This window comes from Methylobacterium sp. GXF4, from assembly GCF_000272495.1.
Lineage (GTDB): Bacteria > Pseudomonadota > Alphaproteobacteria > Rhizobiales > Beijerinckiaceae > Methylobacterium > Methylobacterium brachiatum.
The window spans coordinates 194,804-209,455 of the sequence record NZ_AKFK01000061.1; the positions used below are offsets into that span (position 1 = coordinate 194,804).

Annotated in this window: 13 protein-coding genes; 3 read left to right on the forward strand and 10 right to left on the reverse strand. The window is 68.6% G+C overall.

Annotated elements, in window-relative coordinates; all coding sequences use genetic code 11:
* Positions 1–49: 49 nt before the first annotated feature.
* The 9 genes from WYO_RS15245 to WYO_RS15285 form a co-directional block, all read right to left on the reverse strand.
* Positions 50–1,528: an NADH-quinone oxidoreductase subunit M gene (locus tag WYO_RS15245; protein ID WP_007563986.1), complete on the reverse strand. Its 1,479-nt coding sequence runs from the start codon at positions 1,526–1,528 to the stop codon at positions 50–52.
* Positions 1,529–1,541: 13 nt separating this feature from the next.
* Positions 1,542–3,389 (reverse strand): proton-conducting transporter membrane subunit, encoded by a 1,848-nt coding sequence (locus WYO_RS15250; protein ID WP_007563988.1) that lies wholly within the window; start codon positions 3,387–3,389, stop codon positions 1,542–1,544.
* Positions 3,386–3,697 (reverse strand): NADH-quinone oxidoreductase subunit NuoK, encoded by a 312-nt coding sequence (gene nuoK, locus WYO_RS15255; protein WP_007563990.1) that lies wholly within the window; start codon positions 3,695–3,697, stop codon positions 3,386–3,388. Before nuoK ends, WYO_RS15250 begins: the two co-directional genes overlap by 4 nt.
* Complete coding sequence (locus WYO_RS15260; protein ID WP_007563992.1) at positions 3,694–4,689, reverse strand: NADH-quinone oxidoreductase subunit J; 996 nt, start codon at positions 4,687–4,689, stop codon at positions 3,694–3,696. Before WYO_RS15260 ends, nuoK begins: the two co-directional genes overlap by 4 nt.
* Positions 4,686–5,564, reverse strand: a complete 879-nt coding sequence (locus WYO_RS15265; RefSeq protein WP_007563994.1) for a complex I subunit 1 family protein — start codon at positions 5,562–5,564, stop codon at positions 4,686–4,688. Before WYO_RS15265 ends, WYO_RS15260 begins: the two co-directional genes overlap by 4 nt.
* Before the next feature lie 17 nt (positions 5,565–5,581).
* Positions 5,582–5,926 carry an NADH-quinone oxidoreductase subunit A gene (locus WYO_RS15270; RefSeq protein WP_007563997.1) on the reverse strand — a complete coding sequence of 115 codons (345 nt, stop codon included), beginning with the start codon at positions 5,924–5,926 and terminating at the stop codon, positions 5,582–5,584.
* A 190-nt stretch (positions 5,927–6,116) separates the two neighbouring features.
* Positions 6,117–7,430, reverse strand: a complete 1,314-nt coding sequence (locus tag WYO_RS15275; RefSeq protein WP_007563999.1) for an HlyD family type I secretion periplasmic adaptor subunit — start codon at positions 7,428–7,430, stop codon at positions 6,117–6,119.
* Entirely contained in the window at positions 7,427–9,274 is a 1,848-nt protein-coding gene (locus WYO_RS15280) for a type I secretion system permease/ATPase (RefSeq protein ID WP_007564001.1), read from the reverse strand. Before WYO_RS15280 ends, WYO_RS15275 begins: the two co-directional genes overlap by 4 nt.
* A gap of 134 nt (positions 9,275–9,408) precedes the next feature.
* Positions 9,409–10,887 (reverse strand): calcium-binding protein, encoded by a 1,479-nt coding sequence (locus WYO_RS15285; RefSeq protein WP_007564003.1) that lies wholly within the window; start codon positions 10,885–10,887, stop codon positions 9,409–9,411.
* 552 nt (positions 10,888–11,439) lie between these two features.
* Here WYO_RS15285 and WYO_RS32180 point away from each other — a divergent pair.
* The gene (locus WYO_RS32180; protein ID WP_007564005.1) at positions 11,440–11,724 is read left to right on the forward strand and encodes a hypothetical protein; all 285 of its coding nucleotides are present in this window, start codon (positions 11,440–11,442) and stop codon (positions 11,722–11,724) included.
* Positions 11,725–12,070: 346 nt separating this feature from the next.
* Here the strand turns inward: WYO_RS32180 and WYO_RS29930 are convergent, their stop codons facing one another.
* The gene (locus tag WYO_RS29930) at positions 12,071–12,358 is read right to left on the reverse strand and encodes a hypothetical protein (RefSeq protein ID WP_007564007.1); all 288 of its coding nucleotides are present in this window, start codon (positions 12,356–12,358) and stop codon (positions 12,071–12,073) included.
* Positions 12,359–12,569: 211 nt separating this feature from the next.
* Here WYO_RS29930 and WYO_RS15295 point away from each other — a divergent pair, with 211 nt between their 5' ends.
* Both WYO_RS15295 and WYO_RS15300 read left to right on the forward strand, forming a co-directional pair.
* Complete coding sequence (locus WYO_RS15295; RefSeq protein WP_007564009.1) at positions 12,570–12,797, forward strand: hypothetical protein; 228 nt, start codon at positions 12,570–12,572, stop codon at positions 12,795–12,797.
* A 157-nt stretch (positions 12,798–12,954) separates the two neighbouring features.
* Positions 12,955–14,430, forward strand: coding sequence for an efflux transporter outer membrane subunit (locus WYO_RS15300; protein WP_039903043.1), 1,476 nt, complete (start codon positions 12,955–12,957; stop codon positions 14,428–14,430).
* Positions 14,431–14,652: the final 222 nt, after the last annotated feature.

Genomic DNA, 14,652 nt, shown 5'->3' on the forward strand with positions numbered 1-14,652 from the left:
GGCGCGACAGCGCCGAGATCCATGCAGCCACCCATCGTCTGCCCACCGGTCATGGAAAGTGCGCCAACGCGGCGGTGGTGCCGTCGAGCAGCGCGACGAGGACGGCGGGCAGGATCCCGACGCCGAGCGACAGGGCCGCGAGCGCGCCTACCACCCCGGCCTCTCTCGCCGTCAAAGGTGCAAGCGCCGGTGCGTTCGGTGGCGCCCGCCCCATCAGCAGCCCGGTCATCAGCCGGAGGTAGACCGCCGTCGTCACGACGAGAGCGAGCACGGCGAGGGCGGCGACCCAGGCGGAGAGCTGCAGGGCGGCGCCGATGGCCTGGAATTCGGCGATGAAGCCGGACAGACCCGGAAGTCCGAGAGAGCCGAAGGCGAGTAGGCCGAACAGACCGCTGAAGGCCGGCATTGCGCTGATCAGGCCGCCAAACCGGTCGAGATCACGCGTGCCGGTGCGATGCTGGAGCATGCCAACCATCAGGAACATGCCGCCGGTCAGGAAGCCGTGACTGACCATCTGCACGGCGGCACCGTTGAGTGCCAGCCGGCGCACCCCCTCGTTCTCGGCCAGCGCCGCCACTGCGACGCCGAGCGTGACGAAGCCCATGTGGTTGACAGACGTGTACGCGACGAGCCGCTTCATGTCGGACTGTGCCAGCGCCGCCAGCGCACCGTAGAGGAGCGACGCCAGGGCCAAGGCGACCAGACCCCAACCGAACCGGGCGACGGTCTCCGGCAGAGTCGGCAGCAGCACGGCGAGCATGCCGTAGCCGCCCATCTTGAGCTGAAGGCCGGCCAGTACGACACTACCCTCGGTCGGCGCCTCGACGTGGGCATCGGGCAGCCAGTTGTGCAGTGGCACGATCGGGAGCTTGACCCCGAAGCCGACGAGGAGCGCGAGGAAGACGAGACCGCCAGCGAGTGGCGCCCGGTCGAGCGGCCTCGCTTGGACGATGGCTGGCAGTGAGAAGCTGTGCGGCTCCATGGCGAGGTAGAGGGCGAGGAAGCCGAGCAGCATGGTGAGGCTTCCAGCGCGTGTGTAGAGGAAGAACTTGAGCGCCGCGTAGCGCCTCCCTTCCCCGCCCCAGATGCCGACGATAAAGTACATCGGCACGAGGCCGACCTCGAAAAACAGGTAGAACAGCAGCAGGTCCTGCGCCGCGAACAGGCCGATCAGTCCGGTCGCGAGCAGGAGGAAGAGGAAGGCGTGGCCATGCGCCCGGTCGTGCTCACCCAGCACGTAGGCCATCACCACCGTGAGCAGAATGGCGGTGAGCAGGATCAGCGCCAGGGAGAGACCGCCGACGCCGACGTCGTAGCTCGCTCCGACCGATGGGATCCACGGGAGTGTCATCCGCCATTGCAGACCGCCAGCGCCCAGATCGAAGCCGGCCCAGAGGATCAGCGCCGCCCCCAGGGTCAGCACGGAGCCCGCGAGCGCGATGTAGCGGACGAGGTCCGGCCGGTGGCGTGGCAGCGCCAGCACGGCGAGACCCGTGAGCAGCGGCAGGAAGATCGTTAGGGTCAGCATCGGGCCGTTTTCCTCAGGGCCAGAGCATCAGGGCGCCGGCGGCGAGCGCCGCCGCAATCCAGGTGAACAGGCCGAGCGTGTAGAGGTAGAGGCGGCCAGCCTGGAGGGTGCGGAGCCGCTCGCCCCCGGCAGCGAGCCCGGCGGCGAGGAGGTCGCCGCCGCGCCCGAAGCCGCGTGCCTCGATGCGCTCGACTCGCTCGGCAATTCCCCAGGATCCCTGGGCAACGGCGCGGGCTCCCGCATCGAGCGCAACCTCGACCGTCGGGATCGTCTGGGCGAGCCGCATGGTCCAGCGTGCCGGGGCTTCGGTGGCGGCTGCCAGCCCGGAGGCGAGCCTTGTCGGGAAGGTGCCGAGTGCGGGCGCCCCGCCCCATCCCTTGGCCACTCCTAGGCCGAGACCAAAAACTCCGGCGGCGATGCCGAGGTTGCGCCACGCGACCTCCGTCCCGGGTTCAGCGGTGAAGGGCAGAGCGGCACCGAACCGGCCGACCAGCAGCCAGCCGACGCCGGCAGCGGCGAGCGCGAGCACCCCCATGCCGGTTCCCATCGCCCACCCGGGCTTAGAGGGACCGGCCGTGCTGCGGCGCCGACCGAGGAAGGTCGCGGCCCCCGCGCGCCCGATGTAGGCCCCGCCGAGAAAGACGAGCAGCACGACCAGAGCGCCCGTTCCCGGGCCGTGCCCCGACGCGACCGCGAGGATTGCCTCCTCGCTCCAGAACCCGGACAGGGGCGGCATGCCGGCCAGCGCCAGGGCCGCGACGAGGAAGGCCGCTCCGGCGACGGGCAGCGTGCGGGCGAGACCGCCGAGTCGGTCGAAGGCGCGCGTGCCCATCCGTTCCTGCACGACGCCCGCGGCGAGGAACAGGGTCGACTTGAAGGCCGCGTGCGCCGCGAGGTGGAAGGTGGCCGCGCGCGGGCCACCGAGGCCGAGGGCGATCATCATCTCGCCGAGCTGCGAGCAGGTGGACCAAGCGAGCACCCGCTTCAGGTCCGCCTCGGCGGTGGCGATCAGGCCGGCAACGAGCGCCGTCGCCGCCCCGACCCAGAACAGGGCGTCGCGCGCGAGCGGCGCCGCCGCGAAGACCGGGTCGAGGCGCAGCACGAGAAACACGCCGGCGGCCACCATCGTAGCGGAATGCAGCAGGGCCGAGACCGGGGTGGGCCCGACCATCGCGTCGGGGAGCCAGGCGGAGAGCGGCAGCTGTGCGCTCTTGCCCACCGCGCCGGCCAGCATGAGGAGCGCCATCAGGGTGACTGCGCCTGAGGCGATCCGGCCGCTCTCGACGGCGCCGACAAGGGCGTCGATATCGGTGGTTCCTACGGCGGCGAGTGCCAGAAGCCAGCCGAGCAGAAGGCCAACGTCGCCGATCCGGGTCATCAGGAACGCCTTGGCGGCGGCCCCGGCGGCAGGCTCGGTATGCTCGAAACCGATCAGGAGGAAGGAGGCCAGCCCGACCATCTCCCAAGCCGCGAACAGGAGCACGAGGGAGCTCGACAGCACAAGCGTCAGCATGGCGCCGACGAACAGGCCGAGTTCGGCGAAGAAGCGGGGCCGGTCGTCCCTCCCCGCCATGTAGCCGAGGCTGTAGAGGCCGACGCAGAACGCGACGCCCGCGACCACCACCGCGACGAAATACGTGAGCGGCGTCGCGGCGAGCCCGACGGTCAGCCGGTACCCGCCACTCTCGAACCAGGTTGTTGATGCCGCGGCACCGGACGGCATCAGTGCGAGGCCAGCCAGGGATAGGGCGACGGCGCCGAGGATGAGTTCACCGCCGCCCCAGGGCAGGCGCCGGCCGAGACTGAGGGCGGCCGCGGCCGCCACGAGTGGAAGGAGGGGAATGGCGAGGAGTGGGATCATCGCTTGAGGTCGGCGTAGGCGTCGACCTCGGCCGTCCGGCGCTGCCGGTAGAGCAGCATGACGAGGGCGAGTCCGATGGCCATCTCGACGGCGCCCACCGTGACGATCAGGATAGCGAGGATCTGCGCGGAGTAGTCGCCCGGCGCGGTAAACCGCCAGAACGCGATGACGTTCAGGCCGATGGCGTTGAGGAGCACCTCGACACCCATCAGGATCATGACCGCCGAGCGCTGGGCGACCACGGTGTAGAGGCCGATGGCGAACAGGAGCGCGCCGACGACGAGATAGGCAATCAGCGGTACGGTCATGCGGCATCCCCCCTGTTGTGGCGGTGGACCTCGTGCCGGCTCGCGTGCTCGGCCGACCGGTCCGGCCCTGCGAGGGGCGCGAGGTGGTCGTCCCGGATCGGTTCCGGCTTGACGTCGACCGCGACCCTGGCGGCGCGCGAGGCGTCGTCCGGGTAGACCGAGGGTCGGGCGAGCAGCACCGCGCCGAAGATGCCGATCAGGATCAGGAACCCGGCGCCCTCGAAGGCGACCATGTACTTTTCCATGAGGAGGTGTCCGACCCGGCGTGCCGAGTCCGGGTCCGGCACGGCGTCGGACACCGGCCAGGCCGGCCGCAGGATGAGCATGCCGACGAGCACGACCCCGACCGCGAGGGCGAGCCAGGCCGCGAGCGGGCGAACCGGCGTCACCATCGACATGTCCATTCCACCCATGTCCATATCGCCGTGACCGCCCCCCTGCTCGTGGTCGTGGGCTGCCTGCCCGTTCTGACGGGCCGCGTGCCCGCCGTGCCCGCCATGGGCCTCATGCGGCATGGCGTTGGCCGCTCCGACGTACGTGTGGGTCTGCTCACCGTGCGCCTCGCCGCCTTGCTGGGGCCCGTGCGGCATGGATGGGCCCTCGTGTCCCGGGGCGTTGGCTTGGCTGCCGGCGTCGCCGTGCCCGTGACCGTCCTGACCGGCATCCGGGGGCTGGCGCGGGACGAGCCCCAAGCTGGACCAGCGCTCCAGCGGGGCCATGTCCATGCCGGCCATCATCGCCCCGCCGGGGTCGTGCATGACCAGCACCATGAATAGGATCATGACGAGAAAGCCGCCGATATACATCATCACCTGGAGCAGCCCAATCAGGTCGGCCGACAGGAGGATGAACAGGCCGGCGACGCCGATGAACGAGGCCATCAGGAAGATGCCCGAGCGGAACATGCTCATGGTCGTCGTCATGCCGAGCGCGCCCGCGACAGCGATGAAGGCACAGACCGCGAAGGCAGTGGCCTCAAAGATTGCGCTCATGCCCGCGGTCCCACGCCGAGGAGGATCAGCCCGCCGACGAGAAGCACGTTGACCAGGCCCACTGGGATCAGGACCTTCCACGAGAGCGCCAGCATCTCCGCCGTCGAGAGCGGGCGAAAACAGCGCCCGAGGCCAAGCATCAGCGCCATCAGGGCGTAAGTCTTAGCCAGCATCCACACCCAAGCAGGAAACCACGGTCCGGACGGCCCACCGAGATAGAGCACCGCCCCGACCGCCGCGATGACGAGGAGCACGCCGGCGAGCGCGATACGCCACAGAAGCGCAGTCCATCCGCCGGCTGCACCGAGAACGCCGCCGTCGATGGCGTCAGCGAACGGCTCCAAGAACGGCGCGCGGTAGGACTGCATCAGCCCCGTAACGATGTAGAGCAGAAAGCCTACGGGCTGCAGAACGACAAACCAGATGCCCCGCTGGGCCTCGACGACGGCGACGGTCGAGAGTGAGCGGGCCATCATGACGACCCCGACATAGGCCAGCCCGAGCGGCACGACATAGGCGACGAGCTGAGCGATGATGCGATAGCAGGCCTCGACCGCGTCTGGCGTGTTCGCACCCCAGCCGGCGAGCGCCACGCCGAGCACGACGAAGTCGACAACCACGATGACGTAGAACAGGCCGATGCCGAGGTCTTGCCCGATCAGCCCGGGCCCGAGCGGCACGACAACCATGGCGAGGGCAACCCCGGCGAGCGCCACCACAGGCCCGGCCGGCAGCAGCCAGCGGTCGGCGTTGGGCAGGTCGAGGCCGCCGCGGAGCTCGGCGCCGCGCGCCGGGCCGGCCTCCCAGTCCGGGCGGGAGAAAAGGCGCTCGACTGCCCAGGTCAGGCCGGCGCCCACGAGCAAGGCGGCGACCACCGCAGCGGCACTCCCGATCACTCCCACCGCAGGCCGCCCATGCCCCAGGCGTAGGCGATACCCGCCGACAGGAGAGCGATGAAGACCAGCATGTCGAGAAAAGCGCTCACGCCGATGTCAGCGAACACGACCGCCCACGGGTACATGAAGATCATCTCCATATCGAAGGCGAGGAAGATCAGCGCGTAGACCGCGTAGCCGAAGCGGAACTGCGCCCAGGCCGCGGGGGCACCGATGGCTCGCCGGGGCGCCCGCGCATAGGCGGCAAGGGTCAGCAAGGCGAGACCCGTGACCATAAGCAGCACGAGCGCCACGAAGCCGTAATCGCCCAGGACCAGACTCGGTGCCGAGCTCCGCTCCATCACACGCTCTCTGCGCCGGCGATGGCAGGTCTGCTCATCCCTTGCCACAGGCGCGCTCGCATGGACGGAACGACACCACCGACTGACAGATGCACAGCTTCTATCCGAGAATTCGATATTGTGCTGGATAGGGGCGGCCCGGGAGAGGCCGACTTCGCGGCATTGAACAACTCGGCTCTGGGCATACGCGTCAATCTTCCCGGAAGGCGTGCATGATCTGATCGTTCAGGGGCTTCACCAAGTAGGACAGAACGGATCGCTCTCCAGTGTGGATGAAGATTTCCGCCGGCATCCCAGGCACGAGTTTGATGCCTTTGAGCCGCGCGAGCTCCTCCGGCTTCGGGGTGACGTGGACCTTGAAGTAGCTCGTGCCCGTCTTCTCGTCCGTGATTTGGTCCGCCGCAACGAGGCTGACCTCACCTCCGACCTCCGGGGTGGTCCGCTGGTTGAACGCAGTCAGGCGCAGCATCGCCCGCTGACCGAGCTGCACCTGATCGATGTCCTTCGGCGCGACCTTCGCCTCGATCACGAGGGTGTCGCCCCGCGGAACGATCAGCATGATCGGTTCGCCCGGGCCGACCACGCCGCCGATGGTATGGACGGCGAGCTGGTGGACCATGCCGTCCTGCGGGGCGCGAACGTCGACGCGCTTGAGCTGGTCCTCGGCGGCCACACGCTTCTCGACGAGCTCGGCGATCTTGCCCTGAACCTCGCTCAACTCCTTGGCGACTTCGCTGCGCAGATCCTGGTCGACCTGGATCACCTGCAGCTCGGTCTCGGAAATCTTGCCTTTGGTCTGCGCGACGGAGGCGACGAGTTGCCCATACTCGCCCTCCAGGCGGGCGGCGTCGCGTTCCAGGGACGTCACGCGCTGGATCGGGATCAGGTTCTTTCGCCAGAGATCGCGCACGCCTTCGAGCTCGCGGTTGATCAGCTCGATCTCGCGTCTTTTGCCGGTCATCTGGCCGGTCAGGCCCTGGATCTCCTCCCGGAGCTGCCCGGTCCGCTCCTTCAGCTGGGCCTTCTGGCCGGCCCGCGCGTCGAGGCGCAGCTCGAACAGACGCGTCTCGCCGGCCATGACCTTCCCGGCCTCCGGATCGACCTGGACACGACTGCGCAGAGAGGCGCTGAATGCGATGCGTTGCGCTCCGTCGCGCTCCGCCTCCAGGCGGCCCTGGCGGGCGGTCAGCTCGACCAGGTTCTTGTCGACGGCGGCAAGATTGGCGCGGGTCACGGTCTCGTCCATCCGCATGACGACTTGACCCGCATGAACGAGATCGCCGTCGCGAACGCGCAGCTCGCCGACCACGCCCCCCGTCGGATGCTGCACCTTCTTGACGAAGGAGTCGACCATGAGCGCGCCGGGCGCCACGACCGCACCGGCGAGCTCGGTGGTTGCCGCCCAGCCTCCGAGCCCCACGGTCAGCAGTGCGGCGGCTGCGAGGCTCAGAACCAGATGACGCCGGACCGAACGGCGGATGTCCCAAGGTGGATGCGCGCTCACGCGGTCGCCTCCTCTTCCCGCATCGGATCCGCATCCGCCACCACGCGCAGCGCCACGGGGCGTTCGCCGACTGCGAGCTCGTTGGCGCCGACCCGCGGCAGCCTGGGCTGCTTGGACGGCCCGCGGGCGGGCGGCCGCTTCAGTGCGGACAGGACCTCGTCCTTCGGGCCGAAGGCGCGAGCCTGTCCCTCGGCCATGAGCAGCACGTGGTCGATGCCCGCCAGGGCGCTCGGTCGGTGGGCGACGATGACCACGATGCCGCCGCGGGCGCGAACGCCCCTGATTGCGCGGGTCAGCGCCTCCTCGCCTTCGGCGTCGAGGTTCGAGTTGGGCTCGTCGAGAACGACGAGAAACGGATCACCGTAAAGCGCGCGCGCGAGCGCGACCCGCTGGCGCTGCCCGCCGGACAGGAAGGTCCCACCCTCCCCGATCGGTGTATCGTAGCCCTCGGGCAGCGAGCACACGAGCTCGTGCACGCCGGCGGCGCGCGCCGCGGCGACGATGGCCTCGGAGGCTGCCTCCGGGTCGAAGCGCGCGATGTTCTGTGCCACCGTGCCGGCGAAGAGTTCGACGTCCTGGGGCAGGTAGCCGATGTGGCGTCCCAGGATCTCCGGGGTCCACTGATCGAGCGTCGCGCCGTCGAGGCGGATGCAGCCGTGTCGAGAGGGCCAGATCCCGACCAACACACGCACCAGCGAGGATTTGCCTGAGCCGCTCGCGCCGACGACGCCCAGACCATCGCCCGCGCGCAGCGAGAACGTGACGTCCCGCACCAGCGCCCGGTCCATGCCAGGGGCGGCGGCCGTCACAGCCATCGCGCGGATGTCCGAACGCGGCGGCGGCAGGGCGACCCCGACGGCTCGCCGCTGGAAGGGCGCGAGAAACCTCTTGAGCCGCCCCCAGCCTTGGCGCGCGGCCACCAAGCCCTTCCAATGCGCGACTGCCAGCTCCACGGGAGCGAGCGCCCGGCCGACGAGAACCGAACTCGCGATCATGATGCCGCCGGTGGCCTCGCCTTGTATGACGAGGTAGGCGCCGATCCCGAGCACCAGGGACTGGAGGGTCAGGCGCACGACCTTTGTCACGGCGCCGAGACCACCCGCGATATCGGAGACGCGGCGCTGAGCGACGAGTTGGTCCTCGCTTGCCTGCGCCCAGGTCTCCGCGGTGCGCGGCGCCATGCCCATGGCCCGCAGAACCTCGGCGTTTCTCCGGCCGGCCTCCGCGAGGGCGTTTCGTTGACTCGCGGCCGCGGCCGCGGCGCGCGACGGGGCGCGCGTCAGCAGGTCGGTGGCGAGCGTGACGGCGACGAGGAGCAGTGCACCGGCCAAGACGGCGGTACCGATCCAGAGATGGAAGGCGAAGCAGAGCAGGAGATACAGCGGGATCCAGGGCAGATCGAACAGGGCGGCCGGTCCCGGGCTCGACAGGAATGCGCGAACCTGATCGAGGTCGCGCAGCGGCTGCAGACCATCGTTCTGGCGCGGGGCCACGAGCGGAGCCTGCACCACGCCGTCGTAGGTGCGTCGGCCGAGAGCGCGGTCCACGGACGCGCCGATCCGGACGAGGAGGCGGTTGCGCAGCACGTCGAACAGGCCTTGGAACGCATAGAGAAGCACGACGATGGCGCCGAGCCCGAAGAGCGTGGGGACGCTGTGGCTCGGCAACACCCTGTCGTAGACTTCCAGCATGAACAACGAGCCGGTGAGATAGAGAACGTTCACCAGCGCGCTCAGCAGCCCGACACCGAGGAACGCGGCTCCGGCGCCCCGGAACAGGGACACCCGCCCGTCACCGATCCCGGCTCCGGTAGTCCGGCCGAACGAGTTCTCGACAGCGCTCATAATATCGGGCCCACGGCGAAAGGTCCTGGGCCTGCGCTGGAAGGCGAGGCCCAGAGACGGAGGATCGACGGCTGGCGGGCGGTCCGGAGGCCGCCCGCAGGGATCCGCGGCCTGGCCGCGGGTTCCGGGCCCGCTCAGGCGTAGGTGTGGTTCGGGTCGCCGGCCGCAGAGGTTTCGGCCCCTCGGAAGATGTACTCGGAGCCCTCAGACGTGATCGTCGGGTCGTTCGTGAACTGCGCTTCCCGTGCGGTATCGGCCCCGAACATGAAATCGTCCTGGGCCATCTGGCTCTTCGTCACGCCTTCCAGGAAGAGCGAGCCGTCACCCTGGGACGTCTCCCAGCTGACCAGCGTACCAGAGTGGTCGTCGCCGTGCGTCGAGGTCTGATCGGCGATCGTGACGTCGTTGGGCGTGATCCCGCCTTCGAAGGCGATATGGTCGAACGCCCCGGGGCCCGCGTCGAAGCCGGCCGTGACGATGTCATTTCCGCTGCCGGGCCTCACGATGTAGGCATCGGCACCATCCCCGCCGTTGAGGATGTCGTTGCCTTGTCCGCCGTCGAGCATGTCGTGCCCGGCCCCGGCATAGAGCTGGTCCTGGCCAGCCCCGCCCATGAGATTGTCGTTGTCAGGCCCGCCATAGAGCTTGTCGTTCCCGGCCTCGCCCATGAGGTGGTCCTGACCGGCTCCGCCGACGAGCACGTCGTTGCCGTTGCCGCCGCGCAGGTCGTCGTCGCCGGCCGCCCCGAACAGTTTGTCGTTGCCGCCTCCTCCCACGTAGTAGTCGCGCGCGTCCGTCCCCTGGAACGTGTCGGCTTGCTCGGTACCGGCACGCACGTTGAACTCGTCGAAGCGGATCGCCTCGCCCGAACCGGTGTCAGCACCCGAGGTCGGGGGCGTCACGTCACCCGGTTCGGTGGTGATGTTGCTGATCTCCGTCGACACATGCGTGGCGTTGGGATCGGTCGGCTGGATGACCTGGCGGTCGTCCGTGAACATGAAGTCGTCCTGAGCGAGATCCGCTTTCTGGACACCCTCCAGCAGGACCGAGCCGGCACCGGCGGCCACGTCCCAGCTGATCAACGCGCCCAACTTCGTATCCTGGAACGTCAGATCTTCGGGGGTGAGCCCCTGGACCGCAATATGGTCCAGGATGCCCGGTCCGGCGGAGAAGTCGGTGATGACGTCGTTGCCGCTGCCAGGCGAGATGTCGAAGGCGTCGCCGCCCGGTCCACCGGTCAGGATATCGTTGCCGGGGCCGCCCTCCAGATCACCGTGCCCGACACCCTCGTTGAGGTAGTCGTTGCCTTGCGCCCCTCGGAGTTCATCGTCACCGCCGTTGCCGATCAGGACATCGGCTCCGTTGCCGCCGTCGAGGTGGTCCATACCGGCGCCGCCGGTCAGAACGTCGCGGCCATTCCCGCCGAGCAGGTCGTCGTTCTGTCCCTGGCCGGCGAGATAATCGTTCCCATCGCGACCGAAGGCGATGTCCATCTGCCCTGTACCCGGGAAGGCATCCTGGCCGTGGCTGCCTATGAAAAGCTGGTCGTCTCCCAGGCTCAGCTGGCTGGCCTGATCCTGCGCGGCGCTCTGAGTGGTCGATTGATGTGTCATCAGCGTCTCCTTTGCGCTGCCGGGGCTCTCGGCGACTGAGGTTCGGTTCCGGCAAGGGTCAGCCCAGCGCATACCCCAACCGGGTACATACCCTTCGCGGGTACACGCCCGAGTAACCGGACGCTTTTTGGAATGTTCCTGGAGACGACTTCGAGCGACTATTGCTGTTTTGACGTGGGATCCAGTTCGACGGGATCCGTCCAAAGATTTGGACTGGGCCCTGAGCTCGACTCATATGAGGCGTTTCCGCAGGGGGCGGTGCTCGACGCTTTGGGCAGCTGGGATGTCGTTCGAGCGCCGGGCTCGCGGATCCGCTCGTATCCGGCAGAACACGGCGTTCCTGACCAAAATGCCTCATGCGAGGCGAACCAGCTGAAGGCGGCGGGACCCCTCTTTGGCGACGGCAGCTCCAACATCGCCTTTTGATCGGGATTGGTGCTGATCAGGTGACTTATCCGAGATAGCGCAAATCAACATAGAAGCTGAACGATTTCCATCGCTCTGGCGTTGGCCCAGGCTAGATCAGAACGAGCAACCCGGAGGAACACTCCCATGCCAATTCGGCCACTCACCCTCGCCACTCTGTGCGCGCTCGCACTCTCGGGATCGGCTCTCGCCCAGACCCCGGCCGGCGGCGGCAGTGCTGAGGGGAACATGAATAATCCCGGCAGTGTGAAGAGCAATTCCGAGAAGTCCATGGAGCAAACTGGCTCGATGGGCACAGGTATGGCTCCTGGTACCAGCGGCGGTCCCCGCGTGAGCACGCCCGGCGCTCCGGCCGGCAGCAGCATGGGCAACGGAGCGACCGGCAGCGGTGCAGCACCCAGCGGCAAGTAGCCCGATGCGCTCCGCAGCCTCACGGTCGGCGGGGCGCTCTCATCTTCGATGACCTACGGGTCCGCAGGGTAAGGGCAGGCCGGTGGGGCTTATGCGGTACGCGCCTGAGGCGCTGGACCTGAACTGGGTTCCCCGTCCAGCCGTGGACGAGATCGTACCCATCAATGAGGTGGACTTTCTAGGTGGAATTGAAATGGCCATCGGTCAGGCGGCCTGGGGTGAAAGAGTCATCGTCTTGAACCGCTTCGGGTTTTCCGGAGACCGTTTGGTTTGGATCAAGCGGAAGGCTTTGACCTCGGCCTGGGCAAGTAGCACGCTCGCGGCAGCAGGCAGTCCAGGGCCAGTGTCAGTAGCCGTGGCTTCCATATCCGCCATGGCCGCCGAAGGAGCGCCCGTGGCCTCGACCGTACCCATGTCCGCGTCCATAGCCATAGCGGCCATATGACCCGCCGTGGCGGCCAGCATAGCCGTGCCGGCCGTAGCCGCCGTGGCGTCCGTAGAACCCGCTATGACTGCGGGCATGACCGTAGCCGTGCTCTTGAGCCGCTGCCGGATCCGACATCACCACGAAGCCGGTGCCGAGCGCGAGCAGACCGGCGGTCAGGGCCGTCTTGAAGCGGGGCGCGTGCCTCATGTGCATTCTCTTCTGAGTGCAGAGGCACGAGCCGCGTGCCGCCGTGACCTCAGCCTTGGCGCAGGCCGTTGAACCGTACCTGAACGGAAAGCGTGATCGGCCGGGCGCCTCCGAGGACGGGTGCAAGCTGGATACAGGGCCACAACACGCCCGCCCCACGAACGCCATCGCCCCGCGTTAACCCTGCGCGGCAGAAGACAGGAAACCCTGCATGACCTCTGAGGATCTCGACAAACGCGCCGAGCTGACGATCTGGCCGGGCGCGGAGGCGGTGCAGACGAGACAGGGTCGCGAGTTCGCAACTCTGCGCGAGGCGCTCAGCGCGGCTGTGGACGCACTGCACGATCCGGAGGCGCGGCCCTGGATCGTGACGGAGGAGGGCGACATCCTCTCGCCTCATTGGATCCGCGCCAACCGTGGTGTGGCGCACCGCCATTGAGGGGAACAGCGCGTGGTTCGTGCTCAAGGACCGCGAGGCTGATGTGGGGGCAGGCGCCGGACGTCGTAGCCGAGATTGTCCGGTTGTTCGGTTGGTCCACACGGGGCACCGGAACCCTCCAAGATCCGCCAGCCGCCACCTGGCAGCCACGCCGATGATGTGCGCACTGGGTTTGCGGCTCGTCGGCGTGCTGACGCTGGCTGGCCTGACCTCGGCCTGCCTCGTCGGACCAGACTACGCGCGCCCCTCAGCCGAGACCCCGTTGGCCTTCAAGGCGGCTGCCAGTTCCCCGGTGCCAGGCTGGCGGGAAGCCACGCCGAGCGAGGCTGCCCCACGTGAAGATTGGTGGTCGGTCTTCCGCGATCCCGTGCTCGACGGCCTGATCCGCGCCATCGATGTCGACAATCAGACCCTGCGCCAGGCCCTCTCCCGCTACGAGCAGGCCCGAGCCGTGGTCCAGCAGGCGCATGCCCAGTTGTTCCCGACCGTGCTGGCCGCACCCAGCATTCGGCAGTCGGGCAGCGGGAGCGAGGCACGCACGACCCTCACCCTGCAGGGCTCGGCCAGCTGGGAGCTCGACCTGTTCGGCCGCATCCGGCGCCAGATCGAGAGTAGCACGGCCTCCGCTCAGGCCAGTGCCGCCAGCCTGGCACTTGTGCGCCTCACGATCCAGGCGGAGCTGGCCACGAACTATGTCCAGCTGCGCTACCAGGATTCACTCCGGCGGCTTCTGGACGACACCGTCGCGGGTTACAAGCGTAGCCTCGCCATTGCCCAGAACCAGTACGCCGCCGGTGTGGCCGCGCGCTCGGACGTGATCACGGCGCAGACCCAGCTCCAGACGACCCAAGCCTCCGCGATCGCGGTCGAGCTACGGCGAGCGACCTTCGCGCATGCCATCGCGATCCTGAGCGGCCGGCCGCCGTCGGAGATCACGCTCCTGCGCGGGCAGCTCGCCGCCCGCCCGCCCGCCGTGCCCGCGAGCGTGCCCTCAGCCCTGCTGGAGCGGCGCCCGGACATCGCGCAAGCCGAGCGGCTGGTCCAGGCACAGAGCGCACAGATCGGCGTGGCCGTAGCAGCCTTCTACCCGAGCGTGCGCCTGTCGGCGTCCGGCGGTCTCTCGGGCGATCCGACCGCTGCGCTATTTGCAGCCGAGAACCAGTTCTGGTCGGTGACCGGGGCCGCCACGGAGGTGCTGTTCGATGGGGGCGCCCGCTCGGCAGCCCTGCAGGCGGCGCGGGCGGCCTACGAGGCGGCCGTCGCGACGTACCGGCAGACGGTGCTGACAGCGTTCCGCGAGGTCGAGGACGCTCTGTCGGGTGTGCGCATCCTGGCGCTGCAGCAGGTGGCGCAGCAGGCGGCGGTGGCGTCTGCCATACGTGCGGTGGAGATCGCGCTCAACGAGTATCGAGCGGGCACGCAGAACTACACCACCGTAGTCACAGCACAGGCAATCGAGCTCAGCAATCGGGTGGCCGCGCTGCAGATCCAGGCGAGCCGCTTCACCACGGCCGTTGCGCTGATCCGGGCACTGGGAGGCGGCTGGGATGGGCGCAGCCTGCCCGCACAAGGCGAGCTCGTGGCGGCTCGCCTGCCGGTCGACAACGGACCGGTCTTGCACCCGGACGAGTGACCTGTGTTGTATTGTATCCGAGCGCCTGCGCCAAGCCTCCACCACGAGCACGATACTACCTTGTAGCGGTGCCCCCAGTCCTGCAGGGTTTGTCGCTGCATCCCGGCGCTCTCGACGGCTGCCGTGCGCGTGCAGCCATCTAGAACGGAGGCAATCGCCAGACAGCGACGGGCTTGGGCAACATTCCGGCTCGATCCCGCCGCACGCCGAAGATCCTCGGCC

What these genes read in the sequence shown, in the direction of transcription:
- WYO_RS15245 (WP_007563986.1), bottom strand. Translation starts at nt 1,528, where the DNA reads ATGCTGACCCTAACGATCTTCCTGCCGCTGCTCACGGGTCTCGCCGTG.
- WYO_RS15250 (WP_007563988.1), bottom strand. Translation starts at nt 3,389, where the DNA reads ATGATCCCACTCCTCGCCATTCCCCTCCTTCCACTCGTGGCGGCCGCG.
- nuoK (WP_007563990.1), bottom strand. Translation starts at nt 3,697, where the DNA reads ATGACCGTACCGCTGATTGCCTATCTCGTCGTCGGCGCGCTCCTGTTC.
- WYO_RS15260 (WP_007563992.1), bottom strand. Translation starts at nt 4,689, where the DNA reads ATGAGCGCAATCTTTGAGGCCACTGCCTTCGCGGTCTGTGCCTTCATC.
- WYO_RS15270 (WP_007563997.1), bottom strand. Translation starts at nt 5,926, where the DNA reads ATGGAGCGGAGCTCGGCACCGAGTCTGGTCCTGGGCGATTACGGCTTC.
- WYO_RS15280 (WP_007564001.1), bottom strand. Translation starts at nt 9,274, where the DNA reads ATGAGCGCTGTCGAGAACTCGTTCGGCCGGACTACCGGAGCCGGGATC.
- WYO_RS15285 (WP_007564003.1), bottom strand. Translation starts at nt 10,887, where the DNA reads ATGACACATCAATCGACCACTCAGAGCGCCGCGCAGGATCAGGCCAGC.
- WYO_RS32180 (WP_007564005.1), top strand. Translation starts at nt 11,440, where the DNA reads ATGCCAATTCGGCCACTCACCCTCGCCACTCTGTGCGCGCTCGCACTC.
- WYO_RS29930 (WP_007564007.1), bottom strand. Translation starts at nt 12,358, where the DNA reads ATGAGGCACGCGCCCCGCTTCAAGACGGCCCTGACCGCCGGTCTGCTC.
- WYO_RS15295 (WP_007564009.1), top strand. Translation starts at nt 12,570, where the DNA reads ATGACCTCTGAGGATCTCGACAAACGCGCCGAGCTGACGATCTGGCCG.
- WYO_RS15300 (WP_039903043.1), top strand. Translation starts at nt 12,955, where the DNA reads ATGTGCGCACTGGGTTTGCGGCTCGTCGGCGTGCTGACGCTGGCTGGC.